Below are 22,359 nucleotides of genomic sequence, written 5' to 3'. Positions count from 1 at the left end.
TTGAATCATGAGGAAGACTAGATGAATTTATGGGATATTTTCTTTACGACCCAAGCAACAGAACCACCCAAATTTGACCTTTTTTGGTATGTCAGTATATTTACACTTTTAGCCTTAACTTTTTATACAGCCTATCGCTATCGTGAAAAGAAGGGTTATCAACGATTTTTCCAGATTTTACAGGCAGTTCAGTTGATCCTTCTCTATGGTTGGTATTGGGTCAATCATATGCCACTGTCAGAAAGCTTACCCTTTTACCATTGTCGTATGGCCATGTTTGTGGTACTTTTGCTTCCTGGTCAGTCTAAATATAGGCAGTATTTTGCATTACTAGGAACATTTGGGACATTAGCAGCCTTTGTTTATCCAGTTCCAGATGCCTATCCTTTCCCCCATATTGCCATTTTATCCTTTATCTTTGGCCACTTAGCTCTCTTGGGGAACTCTCTAGTTTATCTATTGAGACAGTATAACGCGCGATTGCTGGATGTGAAGGGAATTTTTCTCATGACTTTTGCACTAAATGCCTTGATTTTTGTGGTCAATTTAGTAACAGGCGGAGATTATGGATTCTTGACAAAACCACCATTGGTTGGAGATCATGGCTTAGTAGCTAATTATTTAATCGTTTCCCTGGCCTTATCAGCAGCGATTACGTTAACAAAGAAAATCTTGGAACTATTTTTAGAACAAGAAGCAGAAAAAATGATTGCAAAGAAAGCTTAGAAATGAGCTTTCTTTTTTTCATAAATCTGATTTTTTATAACTTGTTTGGAAAATAAAAAAATTTGATGAGCGAATGTGAAAAAATGGTAAGTAAATTTAGGAAAAACTAAGCACGATTGGATTTTTTGTGTTATAATATTCTGTGAATAGCTATGCCCTATTTTAGCTATATTGAATAGAAGTTTGAAACTTGGAAGAGAGAGGATGCGATGTAATGGCTAGAGATGGTTTTTTTACAGGCTTAGATATCGGAACTAATTCGATTAAAGTATTGGTTGCCGAGCTTAGAAATGGTGAACTTAATGTAATTGGTGTAAGTAATGCCAAGAGTAAAGGTGTAAAGGATGGGATTATCGTTGATATTGAAGCAGCAGCAACTGCTATCAAGTCAGCTATTTCCCAAGCAGAAGAGAAAGCTGGCATTTCAATCAAATCAGTGAATGTTGGTTTGCCTGGAAATCTTTTGCAAGTAGAACCAACTCAAGGAATGATTCCAGTTACATCTGATACAAAAGAAATTACAGATCAAGATGTCGAAAATGTTGTCAAATCAGCTTTGACAAAGAGTATGACACCAGATCGTGAAGTCATTACGTTTATTCCAGAAGAATTTATCGTAGATGGCTTCCAAGGTATTCGTGACCCGCGTGGCATGATGGGGGTTCGTCTTGAAATGCGTGGTTTGCTTTACACAGGTCCCCGTACTATTCTTCACAATTTACGCAAGACAGTTGAGCGCTCAGGTGTTCAGGTTGAAAATATTATTATTTCACCATTGGCTTTGGTTCGTTCAGTCTTGAATGAAGGAGAGCGTGAATTTGGAGCTACTGTGATTGATATGGGAGCAGGCCAAACAACTGTTGCTACAATCCGTAACCAAGAACTCCAGTTTACAAATATTCTTCAAGAAGGTGGGGATTATGTCACAAAAGATATCTCTAAGGTCTTGAAGACTTCACAAAAACTAGCTGAAGGATTGAAATTGAACTATGGGGAAGCCTACCCTTCACTTGCAAGCAATGAAACCTTCCAAGTTGAAGTAATTGGTGAAGTAGAGCCTGTAGAAGTTACAGAAAGCTACCTAGCAGAGATTATTTCAGCTCGCATTAAACACATTTTTGAACAAATCAAACAAGAGTTGGAAAGAAGACATTTGTTGGATCTTCCAGGTGGGATTGTTCTGATTGGTGGAAATGCTATTTTACCAGGTATTGTAGAACTTGCACAGGAAGTCTTTGGCGTTGGTGTCAAACTTTACGTTCCAAATCAAGTTGGAATCCGCAATCCTGCCTTCGCTCATGTGATTAGCTTGTCTGAATTTGCTGGTCAATTGACTGAAGTGCATTTGTTAGCACAACGAGCAGTTAAGGGTGAGGATACTTTGCGTCACCAACCAATTAATTTTGGTGGGATGATTCAACGCGTTACGCAAGTAGCACAACCTACCCCTATTCAACCAGTTCAAAATACTGAGGTAGAGCAATCAGCTTCTACGAACGTAGTTGCTCCGAAAGAAGATAAAGTATCTTCTCAAAATAAACCAAAAATCGCAGATCGTTTCCGTGGCTTAATCGGAAGCATGTTTGATGAATAAAAGAGGAAAAATAAACTATGACATTTTCATTTGATACAGCAGCAGCTCAAGGTGCAGTTATTAAAGTAATCGGTGTTGGTGGAGGTGGCGGAAACGCCATTAACCGCATGGTTGACGAAGGTGTTGCAGGCGTAGAATTTATCGCAGCAAACACAGATGTACAAGCTTTGAGTAGTACGAAAGCTGAGACTGTAATTCAGTTAGGCCCTAAATTGACTCGTGGTTTGGGTGCTGGAGGTCGACCTGAAGTTGGTCAAAAGGCAGCTGAAGAAAGCGAAGAAGCCTTGACTCAAGCTATTACTGGAGCAGATATGGTCTTCATTACTGCAGGTATGGGAGGTGGCTCTGGTACTGGTGCAGCTCCTGTTATTGCCCGCATTGCTAAAGATTTAGGTGCGCTTACAGTTGGTGTTGTGACACGTCCTTTCGGTTTTGAAGGAAGTAAACGTGGACAGTACGCTGTAGAAGGAATCAATCAACTTCGTGAACATGTAGATACTTTATTGATTATTTCAAACAACAACTTGCTTGAAATTGTTGATAAGAAAACTCCGCTTCTTGAAGCTCTTAGCGAAGCAGATAACGTACTTCGCCAAGGTGTTCAAGGGATTACGGACTTGATCACAAACCCTGGTTTGATTAACCTTGACTTTGCCGATGTGAAAACAGTTATGGCAAATAAAGGAAACGCCCTAATGGGTATCGGTATCGGTAGTGGTGAAGAACGTGTGGTAGAAGCAGCTCGTAAGGCAATCTACTCACCACTTCTTGAAACAACTATTGACGGTGCTGAGGATGTCATCGTCAACGTTACTGGTGGTCTCGACTTGACTTTGATTGAGGCAGAAGAAGCTTCAGAGATCGTCAACCAAGCAGCTGGCCAAGGAGTGAATATCTGGCTTGGAACATCTATCGATGAAAATATGAAAGATGAAATTCGTGTTACAGTCGTTGCAACTGGTGTTCGTCAAGATCGTGTTGAAAAAGTTGTGGGCCATGCACCAAGACAAGCAGTTCGTCATGAACAAACAAGCCCAAGTCATGCACACAATCATAATCGTCAGTTTGATATGGCTGAAACTGCAGAAATTCCAAGCCCAGCACCTCGCCGTACAGAAACTTCTCAAACTTCAGCATTTGGTGATTGGGACTTGCGTCGTGAGACAATTGTTCGACCAACTGATTCAGTGGTATCACCAGTTGAACGTTTCGAAGCGCCATCTTTACACGATGAGGATGAATTAGACACTCCTCCATTTTTCAAAAATCGTTAAGTAAATGAATTTGAAAGAAAATACAGAACGTGTTTTTCAACAAATAAAAGATGCAAGTCAGCAGTCAGGCAGAGAAGCCAATTCTGTTTCGGTTGTTGCTGTTACAAAATATGTAGACGTACCGACAGCGGAGGCTTTGCTTCCGCTAGGTGTGCATCATATTGGTGAAAATCGTGTGGATAAATTTCTTGAGAAATATGAAGCTTTAAAAGATAGAAATATTACCTGGCATTTGATTGGAACCTTGCAAAGACGCAAGGTCAAAGACGTCATTCAGTATGTTGATTATTTTCACGCTTTGGATTCATTAAAGCTAGCAGAGGAAATTCAAAAAAGAAGTGACCGAGTTGTTAAGTGTTTCTTACAAGTAAATATCTCAAGGGAAGAGAGCAAACATGGTTTTTCAAGGGAAGAACTATTAGAGCTCTTGCCAGAATTGGCCACCTTAGATAAAATTGAATATGTCGGCTTGATGACCATGGCTCCTTTTGAAGCTAGTAGTGATGAGTTGAAAGAAATTTTTAAAGCTACGCAGGATTTGCAACTAGAAATTAGAGAAAAACAAATTCCCAATATGCCAATGACGGACTTGAGTATGGGTATGAGTCGTGACTACAAGGAAGCGATTGAATTTGGCTCAACATTTGTCAGAATTGGTACAGCATTTTTTAAATAGGAAAGAAATATGTCTTTAAAAGATAGATTTGATAAATTTATAGATTATTTTACAGAAGATGGAGAAGATGTTAGTACTGCATATCAGCCTAAAGCTGAAGAGCCGATTGTGACTTCAGTCCCTTCTGTTCAAGAGTTGCCTCAACAAGCTGGTAGCACGCCATCTAAAGATAAAAACATCACTCGTCTTCATGCCCGTCAACAAGAGTTGGCTATGCAAAGTCAACGTTCTACTGATAAGGTGACAATTGATGTTCGTTATCCACGTAAATACGAAGATGCCACAGATATTGTTGATTTATTAGCTGGTAACGAAAGTATTTTGATTGATTTCCAATATATGACAGAAGTTCAAGCTCGTCGTTGTTTGGACTATCTGGATGGGGCGCGTCACGTTTTAGCTGGTAACATGAAAAAGGTAGCATCTACTATGTACCTGCTGACACCAGTTGATGTTGTCGTCAATATTGAAGACATCAAAATTCCAGATGAATCACAAAATGGTGAATTTGGCTTTGATATGAAACGTACGAGAGTGAGATAATGATCTTTCTCATTCGTTTTGTTCAAAATGCAGTGGATATCTATTCACTGATTTTAATCGTGTTTGCTCTGATGTCTTGGTTTCCTAATGCTTATGAATCACGTCTTGGACGCTTGATTATTAGTTTAGTGAAACCGATAATAGCTCCCTTGCAACGTTTGCCCCTACAGATTGCAGGTCTTGACTTGTCTGTCTGGATTGCGGTATTACTAGTTCACTTTCTAGGGGAGCAGTTGATTCGATTTTTAGTGATCTTTCTATGAACAAGATGATTTATCAACACTTTTCTAAGAATGATTCGTCTTTTATTGATAAGGGAGTAGAATGGATAAAAAAGGTAGAAGATTCTTATTCTCCTTTTTTAACACCCTTTGTAAATCCCCATCAAGAAAAGATTTTAAAGGTTCTAGCATCGACCAACGGCATCTCCTATATGAGCAGTCGGCAGTTTCTTGAAACTGAATATGTACGGGTACTCCTGTATCCTGATTATTTTGAGCCGGAATTCTCTGATTTTGAACTATCCTTGCAAGAAATAGTCTATCCTAATAAGTTTGAACGCCTAACACATGCAAAAATATTAGGAACTGTTTTAAATCAGCTAGGAATCGATAGGAAGCTATTTGGTGATATCTTAGTCAACGAAGAGAGAGCACAGATTATCATTAATCGACAGTTTATGCTCCTTTTTCAAGACGGCATTACGAAAATTGCTCGTTTACCGGTTAGTCTAGAAGAACGGGATTTTACTGAGAAAATTACTACAGTAGAAGATTATCAAGAATTAGATATTTGTATTGCTAGTTCTAGATTAGATGTTTTTCTAGCAGGTGTCTTCAAGCTGTCTAGAAATCAGGCAAGTCAGTTAATTGAAAAACAGGCAGTCCAAGTTAATTACCATTTAGTTGAAAAATCAGATTATGCAGTTCAAGTTGGTGATTTGATTAGTGTGAGGAAATTTGGTCGATTGAAACTTGTTAGAGATAATGGGCAAACAAAAAAAGATAAAAAGAAATTAACGGTCCAATTATTATTAAGTAAGTGAGGAATAATATGCCAATTACATCATTAGAAATTAAAGATAAAACCTTTGGTACAAGATTTAGAGGTTTTGATCCAGAAGAAGTTGAAGAATTTCTTGAAATCGTTGTTCGTGATTATGAAGATTTAGTTCGAAGCAATCATGATAAAGAGTTGCATATCAAGAGCTTGGAAGAACGTTTGTCTTACTTTGATGAGATGAAAGATTCTTTGAGTCAATCAGTATTGATTGCTCAAGATACGGCAGAGCGTGTGAAACAAGCTGCTCAAGATCGTTCTAATAATATTATCCAACAGGCAGAGCAAGATGCCCAACGTTTGCTTGAAGAAGCAAAATATAAGGCTAATGAGATCTTGCGTCAAGCTACTGATAATGCTAAGAAAGTTGCTGTTGAGACTGAAGAATTGAAGAACAAAAGCCGTGTCTTCCACCAACGTCTCAAATCTACAATTGAGAGTCAGTTAGCAATTGTTGAATCATCAGATTGGGAAGATATTCTGCGCCCAACAGCTACCTATCTTCAGACAAGTGATGAAGCATTTAAAGAAGTTGTTGGTGAAGTTCTTGGTGAATCGGTATATTCACAACCAGAAGAAGAACCAATCGATATGACTCGTCAATTTACACCTGAAGAAATGGCTGAGTTACAAGCTCGAATTGAGGCTGGTAATAGAGAATTAGCTGAATTTGAAGCTCAACAAGATCATTATGTAGAAGAACATTTAGAGCCAGTTGAAGTCGAAAGCCCTTCATCGAATGAGGAAGATACAAATAAAGAATCTGTCCTAATCTTATAATGAATAGTGATATGTGAGAACAATATTTTATCCTTATATTTCCAGCGAGCAGGAGATGGTGTGAGTCCTGTAATCCCTAATGATAAGATTATCCTCTCAAAAACTCAAGTCTGAATGAAGTAAGATTTGACGTTCCCCACGTTACGGGATAAGAGGAAAAAAGCTGAGTCTTTTTTCGAATAAAGGTGGTACCACGATTTTCGTCCTTTTTGGCAGTCGTGGTTTTTAATTTGTTATTATTTATAAAGGAGATACCATGAAACTCAAAGATACCCTTAACCTTGGGAAAACAGCTTTCCCAATGCGTGCAGGACTTCCTACCAAAGAGCCAGTTTGGCAAAAGGAATGGGAAGATGCAAAACTTTACCAACGTCGTCAAGAATTGAACCAAGGAAAACCTCATTTCACCTTGCATGATGGCCCTCCATACGCTAACGGAAATATCCACGTTGGACACGCTATGAACAAGATTTCAAAAGATATCATTGTTCGTTCAAAATCAATGTCAGGATTTTATGCTCCTTATATTCCAGGTTGGGATACACATGGTCTGCCAATCGAGCAAGTTTTGGCAAAACAAGGTGTCAAACGTAAAGAAATGGACTTGGTTGAGTACTTGAAACTTTGCCGTGAATACGCTCTTTCTCAAGTAGATAAACAACGTGAAGACTTTAAACGTTTAGGTGTTTCTGGTGACTGGGAAAATCCATATGTGACTTTGACTCCTGACTATGAAGCAGCTCAAATCCGTGTATTTGGAGAGATGGCTAACAAAGGTTATATCTACCGTGGTGCCAAGCCAGTTTACTGGTCTTGGTCATCTGAGTCTGCCCTTGCTGAAGCAGAGATTGAATACCATGACTTGGTTTCAACTTCTCTTTACTATGCCAATAAGGTAAAAGATGGCAAAGGTGTTCTTGATACAGATACTTACATCGTTGTCTGGACAACTACTCCATTTACCATCACAGCTTCTCGTGGTTTAACTGTTGGTGCAGATATTGATTACGTTTTGGTTCAACCTGCTGGTGAAACTCGTAAGTTTATCGTTGCTGCAGAATTGTTGACTAGCTTGTCTGAGAAATTTGGTTGGGCTGATGTTCAAGTGTTGGCAACTTACCGTGGTCAAGAATTGAACCACATCGTAACAGAACATCCATGGGATATAGCTGTAGATGAATTGGTTATCCTTGGTGACCACGTTACGACTGATTCTGGTACAGGTATCGTCCATACAGCACCTGGTTTTGGTGAGGATGACTACAATGTCGGTATTGCTAATGGTCTTGAAGTCGCAGTGACTGTTGACGAACGTGGTATCATGATGAAGAATGCTGGTCCTGAGTTTGAAGGTCAATTCTATGAAAAGGTAGTTCCAACTGTTATCGAGAAACTTGGTAACCTCCTTCTTGCCCAAGAAGAAATCTCTCACTCATACCCATTTGATTGGCGTACTAAGAAACCAATTATCTGGCGCGCAGTACCACAATGGTTTGCCTCAGTTTCTAAATTCCGCCAAGAAATCTTGGACGAAATTGAAAAAGTGAAATTCCATTCAGAATGGGGTAAAGTCCGTCTTTACAATATGATTCGTGACCGTGGCGACTGGGTTATCTCTCGTCAACGTGCTTGGGGTGTTCCGCTTCCAATTTTCTATGCTGAAGATGGTACAGCGATCATGACTGCTGAAACTATTGAGCATGTAGCTCAACTCTTTGAAGAACATGGTTCAAGCATTTGGTGGGAACGTGATGCTAAGGACCTCTTACCAGAAGGATTTACTCATCCAGGTTCACCAAATGGTGAGTTCAAAAAAGAAACAGATATCATGGACGTTTGGTTTGACTCAGGTTCATCATGGAATGGAGTTGTAGTAAACCGTCCAGAGTTGACTTACCCAGCAGACCTTTACCTAGAAGGTTCTGACCAATACCGCGGTTGGTTCAACTCATCACTCATCACATCTGTTGCCAACCATGGCGTAGCACCTTACAAACAAATCTTGTCACAAGGTTTTGCCCTTGACGGTAAAGGTGAGAAGATGTCTAAATCTCTTGGAAATACCATTGCTCCAAGTGATGTTGAAAAGCAATTTGGTGCTGAAATCTTGCGTCTTTGGGTAACAAGTGTTGACTCAAGCAATGACGTGCGTATCTCTATGGATATCTTGAGCCAAGTCTCTGAAACTTACCGTAAGATTCGTAATACCCTTCGTTTCTTGATTGCCAATACATCTGACTTTAACCCAGCTGTGGATGCAGTAGCTTACGAAGAACTTCGCTCAGTTGATAAGTACATGACGATTCGCTTTAACCAGCTTGTTAAGACCATTCGTGATGCTTATGCAAACTTTGAATTCTTGACAATCTATAAGGCCTTGGTGAACTTTATCAACGTTGACTTGTCAGCCTTCTACCTTGATTTTGCCAAAGATGTTGTTTACATCGAAGGTGCCAAATCACTGGAACGCCGTCAAATGCAGACTGTTTTCTATGACATTCTTGTGAAAATCACGAAACTCTTGACACCAATCCTTCCTCACACTGCGGAAGAAATCTGGTCATACCTTGAGTTTGAAGCAGAAGACTTCGTTCAATTATCAGAATTGCCAGAAGCGGAAACTTTTGCTAATCAAGAGGAAATCTTGGATACATGGGCTGCCTTCATGGACTTCCGTGGACAAGCTCAAAAAGCCTTGGAAGAAGCGCGTAATGCCAAAGTTATTGGTAAATCACTTGAAGCACACTTGACAGTTTATCCAAATGAAGTTGTGAAAACTTTACTCGAAGCAGTGAACAGCAATGTAGCTCAACTTTTGATCGTGTCAGACTTGACCATCGCAGAAGGACCAGCTCCAGAAGCTGCTGTTAGCTTCGAAGATGTCGCCTTCACTGTTGAACGCGCTGCAGGCCAAGTATGTGACCGTTGCCGTCGTATCGACCCAACAACAGCAGAACGCGGCTACCACGCAGTTATCTGTGACCACTGTGCAAGCATCGTAGAAGAAAACTTTGCGGACGCAGTCGCAGAAGGATTTGAAGAGAAATAATCGAATTATAGATTAAAAAAGTTTTCTGTGTGTGTTTTTTAGTTTGATATAAAAGAAAATATTAAACAAAATTAATGTATAATATTAATTTTTAATGAAAAGGAAATATTGATGAAAAAGAAAACACTTGCTCAATTAGATGGTATCATTGGTTTAGTTACAGGAACTATTCTAACCATTTTGCCAATTATTATAATTATGATTGCCTCTATATTTGATAATGAAGAAGTTGTTGGTGTCATCTTAGGAATTATTTTTATTGTTTTTAGTTTAGTAAAAATTGGAATTTTAATTCTAGGTATTCTCTCACTAATATACTATAAAGATGATAATAGAATTTCTATTGCACCCTCAGTCTTATTAATTGTTGGCTCTGCACTTGCATTGGTTCCATTATTAGGATGGATAGGGGGAATCGTCATTATTGTTGGTGCTTCATTATTTTTAGGAAGCCTCAAAAAATTTAAAGTTGAACTATAAATAGAGTTTTTGTCAACTAGAGTAAATGGAGAAACTCTAAAATTGGTTCTTTGTCAGCAGTAGTGGATTAAAGAAAAGCTAAGATAGAGAAAGGACAAATTTCGTCCTTTCTTTTTTTGATGTTCAGAGCGATAAAAATCGTTTTTTGAAGTTTTCAAAGTTTCGAAAACCAAAGGAATTTCGCTTGATAAGTTTGATGAGGTTATTGGTCGCTTCTGATTTGGAGTTAGAATAGGCTAATTGAAGGGCGTTGACGATTTTTCAATGATTTCATGATTGATGAAAGTTACTATTTTAGTTTTAAGAATTGTGGCTATTGTGTATTTCAAGGGCGATGAGCGTGTGACTCCTGCACTGTCTGTATTGTTTATCGTAGGTAGTTCTGTTGGATTAATCCCATTCGTGGACTAGATAGGAGAAATTATGACAATTATTGGCAATTCCTATACTTTGAAATTTTGAAAAAATTCGAAATTGAAGAATCATATCTTTCGAACTGAGGTGGAATGAATTGAATCTTTGTTAGAAATACTTATTACAGTATGAAGGTGGTTAGTCTTATTTTTTTGTTACCAATTGACGAAAAATTTTATAGGATAAATAAGCTATTTCATTCGTAAAATCTAAAGCATTTATTTGAGACAAGGAACTCTTTTTATAGTATAATGATGGTTGTAGATTGAATATATCAAAATATATATCGAAGTATTTTTGTTTCTTGTAAGTTTATCATAGTGAGGAAGCAAAATGCTTCTTCTATTTTGAAATGGATAAAATAATAGAGAGGATATAGAATGAAAAAATTTTTTGGAGAGAAGCAGCATCGTTTTTCCTTACGAAAGTTGGCGATTGGTCTTGTGTCTGCTTCAATTTTGAGTTTATTTTTTGTGTCTATTGCTAGCAGTGGGACCGTATTTGCTCAAGAAAATGTATCTGTTCACTACAAATACGTGACGGATACAGAACTGAGTAGTCATGAGAAGGACTTGATTGTAAAGGATTTTCCTAATATTGCTGAAGATAGTGAGAGTACCTATTATCTAGTCTACCGTATGGATGAGAAAGCCCAACTAGGTCAGTTGCCTCATACCGGTGAGCATAGTAATCTGGTTACCGTCCTTACTGGTGGAGCCCTCGCTTCGATTGGACTCCTCATTTTTGCTGTTTCGAGAAAGAAAGGCAATAAGAAAGCGCTGTTGAAGGTTGTTTTGATAACAGGCGTGGGGAGCGGTTTGGTCTCTTCGGTTCAGGCTATTGAAAATCAGCTTTTGCTACAATTCAATCAAGAATATCAATTATCTCAAGGAGATAGTCTGCCTCTGCCAAGAGTCCTGTCAGGTTATACCTATCTAGGCTATATTAAGCAAGACAAGAAAATTAATCAGTTAGAAACTGTTGCTAGAGATCAGAAACTAGACGATACGGTTCACCCTCATTTCCAGTCCAATGAAGGTGGGCAAAATGTAAGAGATGAGCGGAAAAATCCGTCTCCAACAAGCCCTGCTGACAAGCCAATCCCTTCTCAAGATTCACCCAATCAAAAGCCGTCTGGTATTGCTAGTGTGGATCCTCATGACGAAGTCTTGGCTGGTCGCGTGAACAAACCAGAGCTCTTATACAAAGACCAAGAGATTGTAACCAATCTAGACTTTTCAGAAGTGGTTCAAGAAAATCCAGATCTAACAGAGGGAACCATTCGTGTCAAACAAGAAGGTCGTGCTGGGAAGAAGATTGAACTTATTCGCATCTTCACTGTTGAAAATCAAGAAATTTCCCGAGAAGTTCTCTCGACTAAGGTAGAAGAAGCCTTACCACGTATAGTAGAAAAAGGGACTAAGAAGGCAGTTGTACCGAGTGAAATACCCCAGTCTGCAAGAAAAGGTGAGCCTGAGACTCAGGCCTCATTACCAGAATATAAAGGTGAGCAATCTGGAGCTGTTGTAGCCCCTGAGACAGCCAAAAAACCAGAATATAGAGGAACTCAGTCCGGAGCGGTCGTCGAACCCGAGAAAGTAGATCCGCAACCTGAGTATCAGGGGATTCCATCCGGTGCCATCGTCGAACCGGAGACTCAGCCTTCCTTGCCAGAATATAAAGGTGAGCAATCTGGTGCAATAGTTGCCCCTGAGAAAACTGATAAACCAGCCTATACAGGAACTCAGTCTGGAGCAATAGTCGAACCAGAGCAAGTAGCTCCACAACCAGAGTACAAGGGAACTCAAGCTGGTGCCATCGTCGAACCGGAGACTCAGCCTTCCCTGCCAGAATATAAAGGTGAGCAATCGGGAGCTGTTGTAGCCCCTGAGACAAATGAAAAACTAGAATATACTGGCATTCAATCTGGAGCAATAGTAGATCCTGAGCAGGTTTCTCCTCTTCCAGAATATACAGGAATTCAATCTGGTGCGATTGTTGAACCTGAAAAGCAGGAACCAGAGGTTGGAGGTGCTCAATCAGGGGCTTTGGTAGAACCAGAAACGGCTGATAAGCCATCCTATACAGGCGAGCAATCTGGAGCAATAGTCGAACCAGAGCAAGTAGCTCCACAACCAGAGTATAAGGGAACTCAATCTGGTGCCATCGTCGAACCGGAGACTCAGCCTTCCCTTCCAGAATATAAAGGTGAGCAATCTGGAGCAATAGTTGCCCCTGAGACAAATGAAAAACCAGAATATACTGGCATTCAATCTGGAGCCATCGTCGAACCAGAAACGGCTGATAAGCCATCCTATACAGGTACCCAGTCCGGAGCGGTTGTTGAACCAGAGCAAGTAGCTCCACAACCAGAGTACAAGGGAACTCAAGCTGGTGCCATTGTCGAACCGGAGACTCAGCCTTCCTTGCCAGAATATAAAGGTGAGCAATCGGGAGCTGTTGTAGCCCCTGAGACAAATGAAAAACCAGAATATACTGGCATTCAATCTGGAGCAATAGTCGAACCAGAACAGGTACCATCGAAACCATCTTATACAGGTACCCAATCCGGAGCGATTGTTGAACCCGAACAAATTGCCCCTCTTCCAGAATATACTGGCAATATTGAGCAAGAAAAACCAGAAAATCCGGCTGAAAAACCAAAAGAAAAAGATCCAGAAAAAACACTCGAATTAAGAAATGTTTCTGATCTGGAGTTATATAGTCAGACCAATGGTACTTACAAACAACATGTTTCTTTAGATAGTGTTCCAAGTAATCTAGACACTTACTTTGTTAAGGTAAAATCGTCGTCATTCAAAGATGTCTATCTACCTGTCGCTTCAATAACTGCAGAAATAAAAAATGGACAATCAGTTTATAAAATCATAGCCAAAGCTGAGAAACTCCAGCAAGAGCTAGAAAATAAATATGTCGATAATTTCACCTTCTATCTCGCAAAAAAGGCCACAGAAGAAACAACAACCTTCACTTCCTTTAGCAACCTGGTTAAAGCAATCAACAAGAATCTCTCTGGAACCTATCATTTAGCGGCTAGCATGAATGCCAACGAAGTGGAGTTGGGACCTGATGACAGATCTTACATCAAAGGCACCTTTACTGGTCAGTTGATGGGTGAAAAAGATGGTAAGCAGTATGCTATTTACAATTTGAAAAAGCCACTGTTTGCCACATTGAGAGGGGCCACAGTAGAAAAGTTGAGCCTAAAAAATGTCTCTATTTCAGGTAAAGATGATATCGGTTCACTGGCAAATGAAGCTACGGATAACACAAAGATTAAGCAAGTTCATGTCGATGGTGTTCTGGCTGGGGAACGTGGTATCGGTGGTTTGTTGGCTAAGGCAGACCAATCAAGCATCACAGAGAGCAGTTTTAAGGGAAGAATTGTTAATACCTACGAAACGACTGCTGCATACAATATTGGTGGTCTGGTCGGTCATTTGACAGGAGGAAGAGCTTCACTGACTAAGTCAAAAGCGACAGTAGCCATTTCATCCAATACGAATAGTTCAGATCAGACTGTTGGTGGGCTGGCAGGTCTAGTAGACCAAGATGCGCATATACAGGATAGCTATGCTGAAGGTGATATCAACAATGTCAAGCACTTTGGTAGAGTTGCGGGTGTGGCTGGATATTTGTGGGATCGAAAGACGAATGAGGAACAGCATGCAGGAAGATTGACCAATGTACTAAGTGATGTCAATGTAACCAACGGGAATGCTATTACCGGTTACCACTATAATGAAATGAAGGTGGCTAATACATTCAGCAACAAAGCTAATAGAGTCTACAATGTCACCTTGGTCAGGGAAGAAGTCGTCAGCAAGGAATCATTTGTGGAAAGAGGAACAATTTTAGATGCTTCTGAAGTGACTAATAAAAAAGCAGAAATCACTCCTCTCACCCCTCCAACAGTGGAGCCCCTTTCAACAAGTGGTAGTAAAGAAAGTGATTTTTCTAAGGTGAAGCATTATCAAGCTCAGCGCGCCTTGGCTTATAAAAATATAGAAAAATTGCTACCTTTCTACAACAAGGCAACCGTCGTCAAATACGGAAACCTGGTCAATGAGAACAGTCTTTTATATAAAAAAGCACTCTTGTCTGCAGTCATGATGAAGGATGACCAAGTGATCACAGATATTGTTTCCAACAAACAGACTGCAAACAAACTCTTGCTCCATTACCAGGATCATTCCTCTGAAACATTCCAGCTCAAGTACCAGACTGATTTTGCTAAGTTAGCAGAATATAGTCTAGGAGATACGGGGCTTCTCTATACGCCAAACCAATTCTTGTATAATCAAGAAACGATTATCCAGCAAGTCTTACCAGAATTGAAGAAGGTAGATTATCACTCAGATGAGATCAGAAACACACTCGGTATCTCACCCAAAGTGAAGCAAACCGAGCTCTATCTAGAAGAGCAGTTTGCTAAAACGAAGGAGCATCTAGAAGACAGTCTGAGAAAACTTTTGTCAGCGGATGCTGGTCTAGTGGAAAACAATCAAGTAATGACAGGTTACATCGTAGATAAAATTAAGCGCAACAAGGAAGCCTTGCTTCTTGGTATGAGTTACTTAGAGCGTTGGTATAACTTTAGCTATGGTCAGGTTAATATTAAAGACTTGGTCTTGTATCACCTTAATTTCTTTGGCAAAGGAAATGCATCTCCGTTAGATACTTTGATTGAGTTAGGGAAATCAGGATTTAATAATCTGCTTGCTAAGAACAACGTTGATACTTATGGTATCAGTCTTGCCAGTCATCATGGAACGACAGATTTGTTTAGCACGCTAGAAAATTACCGAAAAGTCTTTTTACCAAACACTAGCAACAATGACTGGTTTAAAAAACAGACCAAAGCTTTCATCGTCGAAGAAAAATCCACTATTGCAGAGGTCAAAGCCAAGCAAGAGCAAGCAGGGACTAAGTACTCTATCGGTGTTTATGACCGAATTACTAGTAGTACTTGGAAATACCGCAATATGGTCTTGCCTCTCCTTACTTTGCCAGAAAGATCTGTATTTGTCATCTCAACCTTGTCTAGCCTAGGATTTGGAGCTTACGATCGCTACCGCAACAGCGACTATAAGGCTGGAGATGAACTCAATAAGTTTGTTGAAGATAATGCGCGTGAAACAGCCAAGCGTCAGCGAGATCACTATGATTATTGGTATCGTATTTTGGATAAACAGTCACGTGAAAAACTCTATCGTACGATCCTGCTTTATGATGCCTATAAGTTTGGTGATGATCATACTGAAGGAAAGGCTTCAACAATCGCAGACTTTGAGAATTCAAATCCTGCAATGCAACATTTCTTTGGACCAGTTGGTAACAAGGTGGTTCATAATCATCACGGTGCATACGCAACAGGAGATGGTGTCTATTATATGTCTTACCGTATGTTGGATAAGGATGGCGCTATTACGTATACCCATGAGATGACCCATGATTCAGATCAGGATATCTATCTTGGTGGCTATGGTCGAAGAAGTGGTCTTGGTCCTGAGTTCTTTGCTAAAGGCTTATTACAAGCGCCAGACCATCCAAATGATGCGACCATTACTATTAACTCAATCTTGAAACATTCAAAATCAGATAGCTTAGAAGGATCCCGTCTACAAGTCTTAGATCCGACGGAACGATTCAAAGATGCAGCCGATCTCCATAAATACGCTCATAATATGTTTGACCTCATCTATCTGTTAGAATATCTTGAAGGGCAATCGATCGTTAAGAAACTGAATGTTTCCCAGAAAGTGGAAGCTCTCAGAAAAATTGAGAACAAGTATGTGAAAGATCCAGCAGATGGAAATGATGTTTATGCTACTAATGTTGTGAAAGATTTGACTGAAGAAGAAGCCCAAAAATTGACTAGCTTTGAGAGTTTGATTGACAATAATATTCTCTCAGCTCGTGAGTATCAGGCTGGCACTTATGAGAGAAATGGCTATTTTACGATTAAACTCTTTGCACCAATCTTTTCAGCATTGAGCAGTGAGAAAGGAACTCCTGGAGATCTTATGGGGCGTAGGATAGCTTATGAACTCTTAGCTGCTAAAGGATTTAAAGATGGTATGGTCCCATATATTTCCAACCAATATGAAGAAATTGCTAAACAAAATGGTCAGACAATTAACCTCTACGGTAAAAAGCAAGGATTAGTGACAGATAAGCTTGTTTTAGAAAAGCTATTTGGTGGTCAGTATTCATCTTGGGCAGCCTTCAAAAAAGCTATGTATCAAGAGCGCGTTGCTCAGTTTGATCATTTGACTAAAGTTACTTTTAAAGATTCGACGCAATCATGGATGAGCAATGCCACGAAAACCATTCAAAGAGTAAAAGAATTGCAAGAACTCATGGACCAAGCTGTTTTACAGGATGCGGAAGGTACGCGTTGGAGTGACTATAACCCAGAAACTGACAGTGCAGTTCATAAACTTAAGAGAGCAGTCTTTAAAGCCTACCTAGACCAAACAAATGATTTTAGAACTTCTATTTTTGCAAATAAAAAGTAATGAATTATAGAAGTTCCTAGTCAGGATGAGAGGACTTTACTTCCTGACTGTCAGAACTTGTCGATTTTAACTAGCTTTTTTGTGAAAAATTGTGTAAAATAGAATAGATAAACGAGGGGAAACCTCGGAAAATTTAAAGGAGAATCCATCTAATGGTAAAATTGGTTTTTGCTCGCCACGGTGAGTCTGAATGGAACAAAGCTAACCTTTTCACTGGTTGGGCTGATGTTGATTTGTCTGAAAAAGGTACACAACAAGCGATTGACGCTGGTAAATTGATCAAAGAAGCTGGTATCGAATTTGACCAAGCTTACACTTCAGTATTGAAACGTGCGATCAAAACAACTAACTTGGCTCTTGAAGCTTCTGACCAATTGTGGGTTCCAGTTGAAAAATCATGGCGTTTGAACGAACGTCACTACGGTGGTTTGACTGGTAAAAACAAAGCTGAAGCTGCTGAACAATTTGGTGATGAGCAAGTTCACATCTGGCGTCGTTCATACGATGTATTGCCTCCAAACATGGACCGTGATGATGAGCACTCAGCTCACACAGACCGTCGTTACGCTTCACTTGACGACTCAGTTATTCCAGATGCTGAAAACTTGAAAGTGACTTTGGAACGTGCCCTTCCATTCTGGGAAGATAAAATCGCTCCAGCTCTTAAAGATGGTAAAAACGTATTCGTAGGAGCTCACGGTAACTCAATCCGTGCCCTTGTAAAACACATCAAAGGTTTGTCAGATGACGAAATCATGGATGTGGAAATCCCTAACTTCCCACCATTGGTATTCGAATTCGACGAAAAATTGAACGTAGTTTCTGAATACTACCTTGGAAAATAATTTGTAAAAAGAAAGCCTAGGAATACCTAGGTTTTTCTTTTTATTCTAGTATCCAACTCTTCGAAAAAGCGTTATAATGATAGTAAAGAGTGACTTGTTTGTAAGAAAGAGAGAAGGACGATGGCTTATATTGAAATGAAACACAGCTACAAGCGTTACCAGGTTGGGGATACGGAGATTGTGGCAAATCGCGATGTGAATTTTGAAATTGAAAAAGGGGAGCTGGTCATTATTCTTGGCGCTTCAGGTGCTGGAAAATCAACCGTTCTCAATCTCCTAGGAGGTATGGATACCAATGACGAGGGGGAGATTTGGATCGATGGTGCCAATATTGCCAACTATAGTTCGCACCAACGAACAAACTATCGTCGTGAAGATGTAGGTTTTGTTTTTCAATTTTACAATCTGGTATCCAATCTGACAGCCAAGGAAAATGTGGAGTTGGCCTCAGAAATCGTGACAGATGCCTTGGATCCAGAGCAAGTGCTCAAAGACGTAGGTCTGACTCATAGGCTCAATAACTTTCCAGCCCAGCTTTCTGGAGGGGAGCAACAGCGAGTCTCCATTGCACGCGCGGTAGCTAAAAATCCTAAAATTCTCCTTTGTGATGAACCAACTGGAGCCTTGGATTATCAGACGGGCAAGCAGGTTTTGAAAATTCTCCAAGACATGTCTCGTCAAAAGGGAGCGACGGTAATCATCGTGACTCACAATAGCTCGCTAGCTCCTATCGCAGATCGGGTGATTCACATGCGTGATGCCACTGTTATGAGAGTAACAATCAATGAGCATCCACAGGCTATCGATACATTGGAGTATTAGCATGAAAAAAACATACCGAAAAGACTTGCTCCAGTCGGTGACTGCTTCTAAGGGACGCTTTTTATCTATCTTGACCTTGATGATGCTGGGGTCTTTAGCTCTAGTAGGTCTCAAAGTGACTAGCCCAAATATGGAACGTACGGCTGAGGATTATCTCCGTAAAGCAAATACCTTGGATCTGGCCGTGATAGCTGATTATGGCTTGGACAAAGAAGATCAGGACGAACTAAAGACCCTTCAAGGAGCAAGTGTTGAGTTTGGCTATATGGCAGACCTAACCGTTGAAAATAGTGAAGAAGCGGTTCGACTTTATTCTAAGCCAGAGGGAATTTCAACTTTTCAAGTGACAGAAGGGCGACTGCCAGAAGCTGATGAGGAAATTGCCTTGGCAGATTTCTGGAAAGACCGCTATCAGATTGGGCAGACTATCACCTTTAGCAAGAAAGAAGAAGGGAAGACCGTCATAAAATCCCAATCTTTCACCATTACTGGATTTGTTCAGTCGGGTGAGATACTTTCTCAAGAAGACTTGGGAAGGGCTAGTAGTGGAAATGGAAGCTTGGCTGGCTATGGAGTGATTGTAGCCAGTCAGTTTGATACAGAAGTGTATAGTATTGCGCGTGTGCGCTATGATGATTTAAAAAATCTAGATGCTTTTTCATTCGACTATAGAAGCAAACGAGATCAACACCAGGAAGACTTACAAAACTTGCTTGCCGATAATGGTCAAAAAAGATTGGCAAGTATCAAAGCAAATGGGCAAAAGAGCTTGGAAGATGGAAAAGAGCAGCTCCAAACAGTTGAAAGTAACCTTCAAAAAGGCAAGAGTCAGTTAGAAAATGCTGAAAGTCGATTGAAAACGCAAGAAGAACAAGTGACCGCTTTGCCTGAGCCTCAAAAGAGTCAAGTCAAGGAGCAATTGACAAAAGCTAAGGAAGAATTGGCTACAGAAAAAGAAAAAATGGCTCAGACAGAGAGTAATCTAGCCAAGGAAAAAGAGAAGCTTGAACAACGCCAGAAAGAGCTTGATGAACTGGCAGAGCCTACTTACCATGTATACAACCGCCAAACCATGCCAGGTGGTCAAGGATATCTCATGTACAGTAACGCTTCAGCAAGTATTCGTTCTGTCGGGAATATCTTTCCAGTGGTGCTTTTTATGGTTGCTGCAATGGTAACCTTTACAACTATGACTCGCTTTGTGGATGAAGAGCGCACCAATGCTGGTATTTTCAAGGCTCTAGGTTATAAGAATAAAGATATTGTTGCCAAGTTTGTTCTCTATGGTTTTCTTGCAGGAACTGTAGGAACCGTTTTAGGAACGCTTTTAGGACATTATCTCCTTGCAGGCGTGATTTCGGATGTTATAACAGCTGGAATGGTCGTTGGGAAAAGTCAGGAGTATTTCTACTGGTCTTATAGCCTTCTTGCTCTGGCCTTAAGTTGGGTATCCAGTGTCTTGCCAGCTTATCTAGTAGCACGGAGGGAATTGCACGATGAAGCAGCCCAACTTTTGCTGCCCAAACCTCCCGTTAAAGGATCAAAGATTTTGCTGGAACGCCTGAGCTTTATTTGGAGTCGTTTGAGCTTCACTCATAAGGTTACGGCGCGAAATATTTTCCGCTATAAGCAACGGATGTTGATGACCATTTTTGGAGTTGCGGGTTCGGTTGCTCTCCTATTTGCAGGTCTTGGCATTCAGTCTTCTGTGGGAGGAGTTGTCGAGCGTCAATTTGAACAAATCCAGCAATACCAGATGATTGTAGCGGAAAAGAGCAGTGTAGCGGAGAAAGAAAAAGCGGACCTAGAAAGTGCCTTGCAAGCTGATTCTATCCATGCTTATCAAAAGATTTACTCTAAATCCATTGAAAAAGATTTCAAAGGAAAAGCAGGACTTCAGACTATCACCATAATGGTTACAAGCAGAGAAAATTTCAACCCCTTTATCGCATTAGAGGAAAATGGCCAAGAGGTGCAGGTCACAGATGGAGCAGTCGTGAGTCAAAAATTAGCTCAACTAGAAGGTATTACGGTTGGAGACAAGCTGGAGCTTGATGGGAAAGAAATCAGGGTCGCGGCTATTTCTGAAAACTATGTTGGACACTTTGTTTATCTCAATCGAGCGACATACGAACAAGTCTACGGTACCAGTCCGAAAGACAATACCTACCTAGTAAAATTAAAAGAGCCAACACCATCCAATACGGAGAAAGAAGCTACGGCCTTTATGAAAAAAACTGCTGTTTCTGGGGTGGTCCAAAATGCAACGGCTATCCACCTCTTTGAATCTGTAGCCAATTCTCTCAATAAAACCATGGCAATCCTTATCCTTGTTTCCGTCTTGCTAGCCATTGTCATTCTTTACAATCTCACCAATATCAATGTGGCAGAACGTATCCGTGAACTTTCGACTATCAAGGTTCTCGGTTTCCATAATAAAGAAGTGACCCTCTATATCTATCGCGAGACCATGGTGCTATCCCTTGTGGGAATTATTCTCGGTTTGGTAGCCGGCTACTATTTACATCAATTTTTGATTCAGATGATCTCACCTGCCACCATACTTTTTTATCCACGAGTCAGCTGGGAAGTCTCTGCTCTTCCAATCGTCGCAGTGACCGTGATCTTAGCCTTACTGGGTCTCTTTGTCAATCACCACTTGAGAAAGGTGGATATGCTTGAAGCCCTGAAATCAGTAGAGTAGGTCAATTTTTTAAAAGTAAATCAGTTGACAAAGTCTCTGCTTCTTGGTAGAATAAGAACTGTCGTAAAGACAAATAACTTCTTCTTGGTTACAGGCATGCCAACCTGTCACTCGGATGAAGCCAAATAAAAAGGAGAAACATCATGGCAATCTCAAAAGAGAAAAAAAATGAAATCATCGCACAATATGCACGTCACGAAGGTGATACAGGTTCAGTAGAGGTTCAAGTTGCTGTCCTTACTTGGGAAATCAACCACCTTAACGAACACATCAAACAACACAAAAAAGACCACGCTACTTACCGTGGATTGATGAAGAAAATCGGTCGCCGTCGTAACTTGCTTGCATACTTGCGTAAAAACGATGTTAACCGTTACCGTGAGTTAATCAACTCTCTAGGACTTCGTCGCTAATCTTGCGTCTAAAACGTTTCTATACTTCGTTGGCTTCGGCTTGATGTACCATTAGTACAATCTTCGCCTCGTCGCCTAGTCTATAAACGTTTTATCCAGCAAGACTGGAGCTCTCTGATTTTCAGAGGGCTTTTTGTTTTTATCTGCTTGCTTAGGCCGTGTTCAATTAACAAGATACAAAGGCCGTCAAAAGCACAAAGCAAAAATAGGAAAATTGACGAAGAAACTTCAGTTTCTAGGAGATTTTATCTTTTTTGCCAAGTGCTTAGGCCGTGTTCAATTGAGCATGTCTTGATAAAGAAGCTACTCCATGTACTGACCCCCAAAAGTTGGACAAATAATTATTGAAAGGATTTAGTTCTGTATTGCACAGGGCTAAGTCCTTTTAGTTTGACTTTAATTCGTTTGTTGTTGTAGTAATCAATGTAGTCCACAATA

The 22,359-nt window shown here is 40.2% G+C and carries 16 protein-coding genes, 1 pseudogene and 1 other annotated feature; of the genes and pseudogenes, 15 read left to right on the top strand and 2 right to left on the bottom strand.

The window, feature by feature from the left end; all coding sequences use genetic code 11:
* The first annotated feature begins 21 nt into the window (after nt 1–21).
* The 10 genes from PAN06_RS04655 (at nt 22) to PAN06_RS04610 (ending at nt 10,181) form a co-directional block, all read left to right on the top strand.
* A complete protein-coding gene (locus PAN06_RS04655; RefSeq protein WP_004261847.1) occupies nt 22–726 on the top strand; it encodes a TIGR02206 family membrane protein in 705 nt (234 codons plus the stop codon).
* A gap of 214 nt (nt 727–940) precedes the next feature.
* Entirely contained in the window at nt 941–2,320 is a 1,380-nt protein-coding gene (gene ftsA, locus PAN06_RS04650) for a cell division protein FtsA (RefSeq protein ID WP_033688313.1), read from the top strand.
* A 17-nt stretch (nt 2,321–2,337) separates the two neighbouring features.
* Nucleotides 2,338–3,594, top strand: a complete 1,257-nt coding sequence (ftsZ, locus tag PAN06_RS04645; protein ID WP_269795721.1) for a cell division protein FtsZ — start codon at nt 2,338–2,340, stop codon at nt 3,592–3,594.
* Between the two features lie 4 nt (nt 3,595–3,598).
* Nucleotides 3,599–4,270 carry a YggS family pyridoxal phosphate-dependent enzyme gene (locus tag PAN06_RS04640; RefSeq protein ID WP_004261850.1) on the top strand — a complete coding sequence of 224 codons (672 nt, stop codon included), beginning with the start codon at nt 3,599–3,601 and terminating at the stop codon, nt 4,268–4,270.
* Between the two features lie 9 nt (nt 4,271–4,279).
* Nucleotides 4,280–4,813, top strand: coding sequence for a cell division protein SepF (locus PAN06_RS04635; RefSeq protein WP_004261851.1), 534 nt, complete (start codon nt 4,280–4,282; stop codon nt 4,811–4,813).
* Entirely contained in the window at nt 4,813–5,076 is a 264-nt protein-coding gene (locus tag PAN06_RS04630) for a YggT family protein (protein WP_049546529.1), read from the top strand. The genes PAN06_RS04635 and PAN06_RS04630 overlap by 1 nt, the downstream gene beginning before the upstream one ends.
* A complete protein-coding gene (locus PAN06_RS04625) occupies nt 5,073–5,858 on the top strand; it encodes an RNA-binding protein (protein WP_269795720.1) in 786 nt (261 codons plus the stop codon). Before PAN06_RS04630 ends, PAN06_RS04625 begins: the two co-directional genes overlap by 4 nt.
* An 8-nt stretch (nt 5,859–5,866) precedes the next feature.
* Complete coding sequence (locus PAN06_RS04620) at nt 5,867–6,652, top strand: DivIVA domain-containing protein (RefSeq protein ID WP_004261855.1); 786 nt, start codon at nt 5,867–5,869, stop codon at nt 6,650–6,652.
* Nucleotides 6,653–6,863 (top strand) — a binding site (T-box leader).
* Nucleotides 6,864–6,908: 45 nt separating this feature from the next.
* Nucleotides 6,909–9,701: an isoleucine--tRNA ligase gene (ileS, locus tag PAN06_RS04615; RefSeq protein WP_269795719.1), complete on the top strand. Its 2,793-nt coding sequence runs from the start codon at nt 6,909–6,911 to the stop codon at nt 9,699–9,701.
* 111 nt (nt 9,702–9,812) lie between these two features.
* Complete coding sequence (locus tag PAN06_RS04610; RefSeq protein WP_084950118.1) at nt 9,813–10,181, top strand: hypothetical protein; 369 nt, start codon at nt 9,813–9,815, stop codon at nt 10,179–10,181.
* Between the two features lie 123 nt (nt 10,182–10,304).
* On the opposite strand, the pseudogene PAN06_RS04605 reads toward PAN06_RS04610, so the two are convergent.
* Nucleotides 10,305–10,442 (bottom strand): annotated as a pseudogene (locus PAN06_RS04605) (transposase); the annotation flags it as partial.
* Nucleotides 10,443–10,975: 533 nt separating this feature from the next.
* On the opposite strand from PAN06_RS04605, the gene PAN06_RS04600 reads away from it, so the two are divergent.
* From PAN06_RS04600 to rpsO, 5 genes are all read left to right on the top strand, one after another.
* Complete coding sequence (locus PAN06_RS04600; RefSeq protein WP_269795718.1) at nt 10,976–17,137, top strand: ZmpA/ZmpB/ZmpC family metallo-endopeptidase; 6,162 nt, start codon at nt 10,976–10,978, stop codon at nt 17,135–17,137.
* Nucleotides 17,138–17,289: 152 nt separating this feature from the next.
* Nucleotides 17,290–17,982 carry a phosphoglycerate mutase gene (locus PAN06_RS04595; protein WP_000240129.1) on the top strand — a complete coding sequence of 231 codons (693 nt, stop codon included), beginning with the start codon at nt 17,290–17,292 and terminating at the stop codon, nt 17,980–17,982.
* Between the two features lie 120 nt (nt 17,983–18,102).
* A complete protein-coding gene (locus tag PAN06_RS04590; RefSeq protein ID WP_269795717.1) occupies nt 18,103–18,804 on the top strand; it encodes an ABC transporter ATP-binding protein in 702 nt (233 codons plus the stop codon).
* Entirely contained in the window at nt 18,800–21,508 is a 2,709-nt protein-coding gene (locus PAN06_RS04585) for an FtsX-like permease family protein (protein ID WP_346732048.1), read from the top strand. Before PAN06_RS04590 ends, PAN06_RS04585 begins: the two co-directional genes overlap by 5 nt.
* A 143-nt stretch (nt 21,509–21,651) precedes the next feature.
* Nucleotides 21,652–21,921 carry a 30S ribosomal protein S15 gene (gene rpsO / locus PAN06_RS04580; protein ID WP_001018251.1) on the top strand — a complete coding sequence of 90 codons (270 nt, stop codon included), beginning with the start codon at nt 21,652–21,654 and terminating at the stop codon, nt 21,919–21,921.
* 341 nt (nt 21,922–22,262) lie between these two features.
* Here rpsO and PAN06_RS04575 read toward each other — a convergent pair.
* On the bottom strand, nt 22,263–22,359 hold a 97-nt coding region (locus PAN06_RS04575; RefSeq protein WP_153210516.1), incomplete at its 5' end, for an IS3 family transposase.

This window comes from Streptococcus sp. SM3 (assembly GCF_027497875.1).
This window is presented reverse-complemented; position numbering and strand designations above follow the sequence as displayed.